10 protein-coding genes and 1 tRNA gene are annotated in these 9,325 nt (G+C 56.7%); 9 read left to right on the plus strand and 2 right to left on the minus strand.

What is annotated here, in order from left to right; translation table 11 throughout:
* Positions 1-337 precede the first annotated feature (337 nt).
* Positions 338-1,027 (minus strand): PHP domain-containing protein, encoded by a 690-nt coding sequence (locus tag J5441_04970; protein ID MBO4934502.1) that lies wholly within the window; start codon positions 1,025-1,027, stop codon positions 338-340.
* Positions 1,028-1,348: 321 nt separating this feature from the next.
* Between J5441_04970 and J5441_04975 the strand changes: the two genes are divergently transcribed.
* The 9 genes from J5441_04975 to J5441_05015 all read left to right on the plus strand — a co-directional run bounded on the left by J5441_04975 (position 1,349) and on the right by J5441_05015 (position 7,537).
* Entirely contained in the window at positions 1,349-2,437 is a 1,089-nt protein-coding gene (locus J5441_04975; GenBank protein MBO4934503.1) for a substrate-binding domain-containing protein, read from the plus strand.
* Between the two features lie 133 nt (positions 2,438-2,570).
* Positions 2,571-2,647: transfer RNA gene (locus J5441_04980), tRNA-Arg, on the plus strand.
* A gap of 197 nt (positions 2,648-2,844) precedes the next feature.
* Positions 2,845-3,504 carry a hypothetical protein gene (locus J5441_04985; protein MBO4934504.1) on the plus strand — a complete coding sequence of 220 codons (660 nt, stop codon included), beginning with the start codon at positions 2,845-2,847 and terminating at the stop codon, positions 3,502-3,504.
* Positions 3,505-3,607: 103 nt separating this feature from the next.
* The gene (locus tag J5441_04990; GenBank protein ID MBO4934505.1) at positions 3,608-4,255 is read left to right on the plus strand and encodes an HAD family hydrolase; all 648 of its coding nucleotides are present in this window, start codon (positions 3,608-3,610) and stop codon (positions 4,253-4,255) included.
* A gap of 24 nt (positions 4,256-4,279) precedes the next feature.
* Positions 4,280-5,005: an ATP-binding cassette domain-containing protein gene (locus J5441_04995; GenBank protein MBO4934506.1), complete on the plus strand. Its 726-nt coding sequence runs from the start codon at positions 4,280-4,282 to the stop codon at positions 5,003-5,005.
* 13 nt (positions 5,006-5,018) lie between these two features.
* On the plus strand, positions 5,019-5,945 hold the full coding sequence (locus J5441_05000; GenBank protein MBO4934507.1) for a SufD family Fe-S cluster assembly protein: 927 nt from the start codon (positions 5,019-5,021) through the stop codon (positions 5,943-5,945).
* 71 nt (positions 5,946-6,016) lie between these two features.
* Positions 6,017-6,445 carry a hypothetical protein gene (locus J5441_05005; GenBank protein MBO4934508.1) on the plus strand — a complete coding sequence of 143 codons (429 nt, stop codon included), beginning with the start codon at positions 6,017-6,019 and terminating at the stop codon, positions 6,443-6,445.
* A 128-nt stretch (positions 6,446-6,573) separates the two neighbouring features.
* On the plus strand, positions 6,574-6,972 hold the full coding sequence (locus J5441_05010) for a hypothetical protein (protein ID MBO4934509.1): 399 nt from the start codon (positions 6,574-6,576) through the stop codon (positions 6,970-6,972).
* A gap of 184 nt (positions 6,973-7,156) precedes the next feature.
* On the plus strand, positions 7,157-7,537 hold the full coding sequence (locus tag J5441_05015) for a hypothetical protein (GenBank protein ID MBO4934510.1): 381 nt from the start codon (positions 7,157-7,159) through the stop codon (positions 7,535-7,537).
* 81 nt (positions 7,538-7,618) lie between these two features.
* Here J5441_05015 and lepA read toward each other — a convergent pair.
* The coding region (gene lepA / locus J5441_05020; GenBank protein ID MBO4934511.1) for an elongation factor 4 at positions 7,619-9,325 on the minus strand (1,707 nt) is incomplete at its 5' end.

The following is a 9,325-nucleotide window of genomic DNA, read 5'->3' on the forward strand; positions in this document are numbered from 1 at the left end:
ATAAGTCGGGTTTTGAACGGCTGTTTCCCGCCCATGCTTCACAAAAAACAGCGGCCATACATCAAGTATGACCGCTGTTTTGTTGTTTTGCCTGAACGATAAACATCTCGTTCAAAACTGCTCCGCATCTTAAAAAGAGAGATTTTTGTGTCGGACAAGGCGAAAGCGCGATGGAATACTTTATGTATTCCGAGCGCTTTCAACGCAGTCCGGCGCGAAAAGATCCTTTTTAAGACCGGCGTATCCCTGATTTGCGCGCCCAAAGCGTTTTTTATATCGTTTTTCACTCAATAAAAGGATCGCGTCCGCCCTTTTCAAAGGAATGAAAGCGCGGGGACTATTCAACGTAAGAGCCTTTGGTGCGGATCAAATCGTACCGTCCGCTTTCCAGCGTCTCAACGAGCTCGCGCTCGGAGCGGATCGGGAAGTCGGTTGCGATGCCGCCTCTGGCGAGCATTCCGGGGTGGTGGAAGTCGCTGCCGGAGGTCTTTATCAGCCCGTGTTCCTCGGCGAAGGCGAGGGCGCGGTCGTTGTGCTCGGCGTGCCAGGGGTGACCGTTATAGACCTCAACGCCGTCGAGGAACGAGGGGTCGTCGGGCGTACAGCTCCCGCGGAAGGGGTGCGCCTGCACGATGAGCAGGCCGTTCTCGTCCGCGAAAGCGCGCAGCCGCGCGCGGTCGTAGCGGTCGAGGTCGGGCGTGGCGGTGAAAAGCTCCGGCGTGATGCCGAAGACGAGGTAGTCGTTGCACGTTCCGTTGAAGCGGAACTCCAGCCCGAACATAACGGTGAAGCCGTCGCGCGCGAGCTCCTTCATTTTGCGGTAGCCGGTCATATATCCGTAGGCGCGGTCAGCCCAGACGGGACCGTAGCGGTCGTTCAGCGCGTCGGTGTAGAAGTGGTCGGTTATCACGATGCCGTCGTATCCGGCGCTTTCGTGCATGCGGTAGCTCTCGGCGGCGGAGACTTCCGCGCAGCCGCTGACTTCGGAGGTGTGCGAGTGGAGCTCGTAGGTGTATTTGTTTATCATTCTATCGCGTCCGTTCACTTGGTTTTACAGGTATTATAATAACATATCGGACGCCGTAAAGCAATAGCCGCAGAAGACTTTTGTCGCGGAATAATTCGGAAAGAAATATTGACAATCGCCGCCCGAGGATATATAATAGCATTTGCAAAACGAAACCGAACACGCCTCTTATGCTAAACGGATATAACAAGCTCCTCATAAGCGAAGGGGCGGACGTTCGATTCGTTTCAGGCGCGCCGGCGGGCATATTTTATTCAGACGCAAAAACACTTGAAATCGGCGTAAGATAATATATCACTGAACAGCCGAAGAGGGAGTTGCATTATGAAAAAAGCCGTCGTTATATTGCTTGCACTCGCCATGATCGCCGGCGTATTTGCGGGATGCGCTGAAAACGCGCCGCCCGAGGAGCCCGCCGTCGGAGGAACCAGAATCGTAAATATCGGCATTTCCCTGCCCACCGAAGACGACGATGTGTGGAACCGCGCGGGAGACCTGATGAAAGAGGGGCTGTCGGAGCTTGGATACGCGGCAGTTCTCGATTACGCGTCAAACGATGTCGCGACGCAGGTGGAGCAGATAGAGAATATGCTTAATTCCGGATGCAACTATCTGATAATCGCGCCGGTAGAGGGCGAGGCGCTCGGGACCGTCCTTGACGCAGCCAAAGGAAAAAACGTTCCCGTCATATCTTATGACAGAATGCTGATGAATTCGGACGCGGTATCCTATTACGTCGCGTTTGATTCGTATATGACAGGTCAGAAACAGGCGGAATATATCAGAGATAGTCTGGACCTTGATGCGACCGCCGGTCCGTATAATATCGAGTTTGTCGCCGGAGATCCGGGCGACGGAAAAGCGAGTATGATGTTTTCGGGCGCGATGGATGTGCTTACTCGCTATATAGACGAGGGCAAACTTAACGTCCGTTCCGGTAAGGTCGATTTCAAAGAGGTCGCGACGGCGGCGTGGGCCGGTGAAGCGGCGATGTCGAGAATGGACGCTGTCATTTTCGCAAATTATTCGGACGGCACGACGCTTCACGCGGTATTGTGTTCAAGCGATTCCTGCGCAAGCGGCGTCGTGAAATCGCTCGAATACAATTATAGAGGCGCGTGGCCGATCATAACCGGCTCGGGATGCGAAAAAGAAAACGTTAAATACATTTTGAGCGGCAAGCAGTCGATGTCCCTCTTCTGCGATACGGAAACGCTCGCTTCAAGAGCCGTGGAGATGATGAAGTCGCTTGTCAATGGCGGAACCGTGATGATAAACGACAGTGAAAGATATGATAACGGCGTTTTAACCGTCCCGGCGTTCGTCTGCGAGCCCGAAGTCGTGGACAAAGACAGTTATACAGAGATACTCATAGATTCCGGATTTTACACCGAAGACGATTTGAAATAATAAAAGCCGCGAAAAACCGGGAAAACGCGAGCGAATATTTCGTCGCCTCGCCGCCTTTGTGAAATCGGCGTCCGATTCGGCGCCCTCGTTTTTTTTACATATAAAGCGGCGAGCGTGAAATACAATTCAATACGTCCCCGTAGCTCAGCAGGATAGAGCGGTCGCCTCCTAAGCGACAGGCCGTTGGTTCGAATCCAATCGGGGATGCCAAAACGACCGGATTCCACTATGGTTTCCGGCCTGTGTTTATTTTCCGAATCGCCCGTTTTGCCGTCGCCGGACTTCCCGAAAGACACCGGGAAAGACGCCCGAAAGACGCGAATAAAGACGATCGAACCGGCAAACGAGTGCGGGATGTGCTATAATCACGGTATAACAAAAACAAATTATGAAAAGAGGGAACGTATATGAAAAAACTCACGGCAATAATCATCGCGGCGCTGCTCGTTTTCGCGCTCGCCGCCTGCGGAAACGAAAATCAGCCCGCGCAGGGCGGGGAGCAGACCGACATTTTCGGCTGGAACAGAGGCTCCGAAGAGGGAAGCTCCTCCTCGGGAAGCGGAAACGGCGGCTCGACGCTTTTCGGCCCGTCCTCCGAGTCGTCATCGTCATCGTCCTCCTCCGAGTCGACGGAGGCTCCGCCGGAATCCTCGTCTCAACAGCCGGCTTCCTCCGTCCAACCCGCTTCCTCCGAAGCGCCGTCGAATGATCCGAACAACTACTTCGAGAGCAGCAACACCGCCGCCGATCCCGGCAAGGTCACCATGAGACTGCGCTACGTCTGCTGGAAGCAGGACGGCAGCCTTTACGCCGAGTGCTTCATCATCAACGGACGCGACGAGGCGGTCTATAACCTCGAGATCAATGAGCTGACAATAAGCAGCAACGAGGCCGGCACCATCGCGACCGGCAGCTTCGGCAGCATTGACGGCGTCCGCATCGAGGCGGGGCAGTACGCCGTTCACGCCTTTACCTTCAGCGGCGCGGCGATGGTGATTTCGCCCGGCGCGAAGCTCAACGTCGGTCTCGGCTGCAGGTCGTCGATCACCTACTCATACGATAATTAAACGGACGAAAACAAATAATAAAATCGGAGCGCGGGTATTGAACTGCGCTCCGTTTTTTGTTATAATATAATACTGCGAAAGAGAACGAGGGGAGGCGGGGAAAATGAAATACGACTGCGTGATATGGGACTGGAACGGCACGCTCATCGACGATATGGGCGTATCGCTCGGCTCGGTCAACCGCATCCTCGCCGACCGCGGTATGCCGCCGATAACCGAGGCGGACTACTACGACTACATAGACACGCCGATAACCCGCTTTTACGAGCGCCTTTTCGACCTTGAGAAGACCGACGTCACGCAGCTTCTGCGCGAATTCAACGTCAACTACGACGCGCTGCTTGACGGCGGCGAGGTGCGCGAAGGCACCCGCCTCGCGCTGAAGGCGGCCGCGGACGCGGGCGTGCGGCAGATAGTGCTCTCCGCCTTCGAGCAGAACAAGCTCCGCCGGATGCTGCGCGAATACGGCGTCGACGGCTGCTTCGCCGCCGTGCTCGGCGCGGATAACATCCACTGCGGCGACAAGACCGACCGCGCGCGCGAATACTTCGCGGCCGAGGGGCTTTCGCCCGAACGCGCCGTCGTCATCGGCGACACGCTGCACGACGCGGCGGTAGCGAAGGCGGTCGGCTGCGACTGCGTGCTCGTGCGCGGCGGCCATCAGGGCGGCAGGGAGCTCGAAGCAAGCGGCGTTCCGCTCGCGGACTCCGCCGCGGACGCGGTGAAGCTCGCGCTGGGGATAGAATTCTGAAGGACGTAAAAACGAGGTGTTACGATGCTCGAACTGAAAAATATAACCTACGAGGTCTCCGAAAACGGAGCCGTGAAAAGGATACTTGACGACGTTTCGCTGACGGTGGAGAGCCGTCGCTTCGTCGTCATCACCGGCCCGAACGGCGGCGGCAAATCCACCCTCGCGAAGATAATCATGGGCGTCGAAAAGCCGACCTCCGGCCGTATCTTCTTCGACGGCGCGGACATTACCGGCCTGGATATCACCGAGCGCGCTAAGCTCGGCATCAGCTTCGCGTTCCAGCAGCCGGTGCGCTTCAAGGGTATACAGGTCAAGGACCTGCTTCGCATGGCGTCCGGCAGGGAGCTGAGCATATCCGAGGCGTGCGAATACCTCTCCGAGGTCGGTCTCTGCGCGCGCGACTACGTCGACAGGGAGATAAACGCCTCCCTCTCCGGCGGCGAGCTGAAGCGCATCGAGATCGCGACTCTGCTCGCGCGCAACACGCGCCTGAGCGTCTTCGACGAGCCGGAGGCGGGCATCGACCTCTGGAGCTTCCAGAACCTCATACGCATCTTCGAGAAGATGCGCGCCGGGATAAAAGACAGCTCCATCGTCATAATCTCGCATCAGGAGCGCATCCTTCAGATCGCGGACGAGATAATCGTCATCGCGGACGGGAAGCTCTCCCGCCGCGGCGGAACGGAGCTTCTGACGGAGCTGACCGGCGCTTCCGCGCCGGAATCCGCCTGCGAGAAGCTGCAGTAGGGAGGGGACCGGAATGGTAAAGCTTGACGAGATACAAAAACGCCTTATCGGCGAGATAGCCGACCTGCACACCGTGCCGGAGGGCGCGTATAACTTCCGCGCCAACGGCGAGCTCGCGGGCAGGAACAGCACCGCGAATATCGAGATCGTCTCCAAGCCGGACGGCACCGGCATCGACATACACATCAAGCCGGGCACGAAGCACGAGAGCGTGCATATCCCCGTGGTGCTCAGCAACACGGGCTACAAAGAAACTGTATATAACGACTTTTATATCGGCGAAGACAGCGACGTGCTGATCGTCGCCGGCTGCGGCATAGACAACTGCGGCGCGGGCGATTCGCAGCACGACGGCGTCCACCGCTTCTTCGTCGGCAGGGGCGCGAAGGCGAAGTACGTCGAGAAGCATTACGGCTCCGGCGACGGCTCCGGCAAGCGCATCCTCAACCCCGTCACCGAGGTCTATATGGAGGAAGACAGCTCCATGGAGATGGTGATGGAGCAGATAAAGGGAGTCGACTCCACCGAGCGGAAGAACTACGCGGAGCTGAAGAAGAACGCCCGCCTCACCGTCAAGGAGCGCCTTATGACCCACGGCTCGCAGTACGCGGTCAGCGACTACGTCGTGGAGCTGAAGGGCGAGAACTCCTCCGCGGACGTCGTTTCGCGCTCCGTCGCGCGCGACGATTCCTCCCAGACCTTCAACGCGCGCATCACCGGCGAAGCCCCCTGCAGCGGACACACCGAGTGCGACGCGATAATCATGGACAACGCCCGCGTGCTCGCGGTCCCGTCGCTCGACGCGAAAAACGTCGACGCCGCGCTCGTTCACGAAGCGGCGATCGGCAAGATCGCCGGCGAGCAGCTCACGAAGCTTATGTCCCTCGGCCTGACGGAAAAAGAAGCCGAGGAGCAGATAATCAACGGATTTTTGAAATGACGGCGGAAGCCTTCCCCTTGAGGGGAAGGTGGATTGCCGCCGAAGGCGGCAAGACGGATGAGGTGCCATATATGTGGAACGAAATAAGCAACGAAAATGATCTGACACGCTTTATGGAGACGCACGACGCGTTTCACGACAGCTGCATCAAAGAGCTGAAATACGTAAGCGGAGCATACGTGAACGATGATCTGTCTATGTATCCGGTAAATGACAAGCGGGTTTTAAGAGTAATAATACAGCGGCAGTCTGAAAAACATTCCGTTATCGAAATGGAGTTCTCCGGATTGAATTATCTGAAGCTTTCTCCGAACGACGAAAACTACACTTGCGAGATCCTTGACTCGACCTTGATACTGAAAGACGATTGCGTTATCTGGTGCGATTGCGGAGGATTAACGGAAGCTGGGATAAATGATTATGACGGGACAGTTATATGCGCGTCAAAGCTCCGCTGGAGAACGGCGGACGAGTTTATCGGTTCCAAAGAAGTGTATTAAAGACGCAAACGGATTCTTGAAATAAAAACCCTTCCCCTTGAGGGGAAGGCGGCAAGACGGATGAGGTGTCATCCCGAATACAACAGTAAAAAACCGATAACACAGATCATAACAGGAGGATAACAACCATGAGCAAATCCGCGAAAAAAGTCGTATTCACCGTTCTGCCGCTGTTTATAGCGGCGACGCTTCTGCTGTCTGCGTGCGCGACGATGGGCAGACTGTTCGGCAAAGTCATAGGCATTCCGGACGGCGTGTTCGTGAAATCCGCCGACTCGATCAACGGGCATTACACCGTCAATATCTATCTGGTGCAGGACGAGGATACGGGCGAATTTTGCATCAGGGGCGAGCTTGTCGACAACGACTCGAAGGACAAGGAGAATAAAGATACGAAGAATATCTACTGGAGCCACAACGAATCGGAAGCGGAGGTCGTCTGGAAATCCGACTCCGTGGTCACGATAAACGGCAGAGAGCTGCACGTCGCGAGAAACCAGACCTACGACTGGCGCATCGACGATTAGCGGCGGTTAGATTACGATTGGCAGGATTGCAGCCGAACAGATAACAAACGGATTTTTGGAATAAGAGCCTTCCCCTTCAGGGGAATGTGGATTGCCGCCGCAGGCGGCAAGACGGATGAGGTGTCATTCCGAACATATGCGTTCAAATATTAAAAAACAGTCCGAAACAGGAGGAGACCAATCTGTGAGAAAATCTACAAAAAGAATCATCTTCACCGTTCTGCCGCTGCTCGTGGCTGCTGCGCTTTTGCTGACGTCGTGCGATATAGTGTTCGGAAGTCTTGATTCTATGAAAACAGGGGATTATTTATGGTCATACGATTCTCCCGACGGACGCTATACTCTTGAGATTTATCACGGTGCCGGCGGTGCAACGGTGGACTTTTCCATTGTCGGCGTACTCATCGATAATTCTACCGAGAACAAAGATAAGAAGAATATATACTATCGTTATCATGAGTCTGAGGCAACTGTAGTTTGGAATTCCGACACGGTTGTTACGATAAACGGCATACGGTTGGACGTATCAAAAAACGAGACTTACGACGGACGGCTTGACGATTAGCGAAGCCGCCGCGAGTTTCAGGATTAATCGTGAATATATAAAAGCCGCGCCTGCAGGCGCGGCTTTTACTATGCTTTGTTTCTATTCGTCCAGTTTCAATACCGACATAAACGCTTCCTGCGGGATCTCGACGGTGCCGAGCTGGCGCATCTTCTTTTTGCCTTCCTTCTGCTTTTCAAGCAGCTTCTTCTTGCGGGTGATGTCGCCGCCGTAGCACTTGGCGAGGACGTCCTTGCGCAGCGCCTTGACGGTCTCGCGGGCGATTATCTTGCCGCCTATCGCCGCCTGGATAGGCACCTCGAAGAGCTGGCGCGGGATGTTTTCCTTCAGCTTTTCGGTTATCTTTCTTGCGCGTCCGTAGGCGCGGTCGGAGTGGATGATGAAGCTGAGCGCGTCCACCATCTCTCCGTTGAGCAGCACGTCGAGCTTGACGAGGTTCGCGCGCTGATAGCCCTTCAGCTCGTAGTCGAGGGAGGCGTAGCCGCGCGTGCGGGATTTCAGCGCGTCGAAGAAGTCGTAGATGACCTCGTTGAGCGGCAGGTCGTAGTGTATCTCCACGCGGCTGCCGGCGACGTGCTGCATATCCTTATAGACTCCGCGGCGCTCCTGGCAGAGATCCATGACCGCGCCGATGTATTCGTTCGGGCAGAGGATCGTCGCCTTGATTACCGGCTCCTCGCAGTAGTCTATCTCCGAGGGGTTGGGGTAGTAGGTCGGGTTGTCTATGCTGCGGACGCTGCCGTCGGTCATATGCAGCTTATAGACGACGCTCGGTATCGTCATTATCAGGTCGAGGTTGAATTCGCGCTCGAGGCGTTCCGCGATTATCTCCATATGGAGCAGGCCGAGGAAGCCGCAGCGGAAGCCGAAGCCGAGCGCGACGGAGTTCTCCGGCTCGAAGGTGAGCGCCGCGTCGTTGAGCTTGAGCTTGTCGAGCGCGTCGCGCAGGTCGCCGTAGCGCGCTCCGTCGACGGGGTAGATGCCGCAGAAGACCATCGGCAGCGCTTCGCGGTAGCCCTTCAGCGGCTCGGAGGCGCCCTTTTCCGCGGTCGTCACGGTATCGCCGACGGTTGTGTCCTTCACCGTCTTTATGCTCGCGGTGAAGTAGCCGACGTCGCCGCTGCGAAGTTCGTTAAGGGGTTCGAGCGAGGTCGCGCGCATATTGCCGACCTCGACGACGTCGAACTCCGCGCCGGTCGCCATCATCTTTATGCGCGCGCCCTTTTTGAGCACGCCGTCCATCACGCGGATATAGACGATAACGCCCTTGTAGCTGTCGTAGTAGCTGTCGAATATCAGCGCGCGCAGCGGCTTATCGTCGTTATCCTGCGGCGCGGGTATGTGCTTGACGACGGCTTCGAGCACGTCGCGGACGTTCTGCCCCGTCTTCGCGGAGACGAGGGGCGCTTCGTCGGCGGGGATGCCGATGACCTCCTCGATCTCTTCTTTGACGCGGTCGGGGTCGGCGGCGGGCAGGTCTATCTTGTTTATGACCGGCACGAGCTCGAGGTCGGCGTCGACGGCGAGGTAGGTGTTCGCCAGCGTCTGCGCCTCGATGCCCTGCGCCGCGTCCACGACGAGCAGCGCGCCCTCGCAGGCGGCGAGGGAACGGCTGACTTCGTAGTTGAAGTCGACGTGGCCGGGGGTGTCTATGAGGTTGAAGATATACTCCTGCCCGTCGTCCGCGTGGTAGTTGAGCTTGACGGCGCGCGCCTTTCTCGTGATGCCGCGCTCGCGCTCCAGCTCCATGTTGTCGAGGATCTGGTCCTCCATATCGCGCTGTGCGAC

The sequence above is a fragment of the Clostridia bacterium genome, assembly GCA_017620395.1.
GTDB lineage: Bacteria > Bacillota > Clostridia > Oscillospirales > RGIG8002 > RGIG8002.